The organism is Micromonospora sp. B11E3, from assembly GCF_039871625.1.
Lineage (GTDB): Bacteria > Actinomycetota > Actinomycetes > Mycobacteriales > Micromonosporaceae > Micromonospora.
Map to the genome: position 1 here is coordinate 1 of NZ_JBDPMC010000263.1, position 530 is coordinate 530.

Annotated in this window: 1 pseudogene; it reads left to right on the forward strand. The window is 60.8% G+C overall.

From position 1 onward, the window contains the following. Positions 1-443, forward strand: a pseudogene (locus ABGB16_RS33995) (hypothetical protein); the annotation flags it as partial. Positions 444-530 lie beyond the last annotated feature (87 nt).

Below are 530 nucleotides of genomic sequence, written 5' to 3' on the forward strand. Positions count from 1 at the left end.
CGCCGGACGCGCCAACATCGCCCACGCCCGCCGCGACCTACACAACCGCACCGATGTCTTCGCCGTCTACGGCATCTAGCAAACCATCACCAAGCCGGACAGAAAGAAACAACGCCGGGGCCCTGGGTCACGCCGTACCGGATCCCCGGGATCCCGGCACCCTCACTACGATGCCTGCTCGCCCGATCCAGCCGTCGGCAAAGGCGAAGGAATTGGCAAGCAAGTCAGCGGTCGGGACGCTAGCGATCTCTTGCTGGAATCAGTGGAGCTACGTCGAGAAGAAGGACGTTTTCGGAAGCCGGATCTACCGCTATAACGTTGAAACCGACTGGTGCTACGACACCTCGACCAACAAGTTGACAAATATCGACCGAGCGGTCGGTTATATCAACTACGAGACGTGGCAGGGCCCCGGCGTTGTTTCTTTCTGTCCGGCTTGGTGATGGTTTGCTAGATGCCGTAGACGGCGAAGACATCGGTGCGGTTGTGTAGGTCGCGGCGGGCGTGGGCGATGTTGGCGCGTCCGGCGA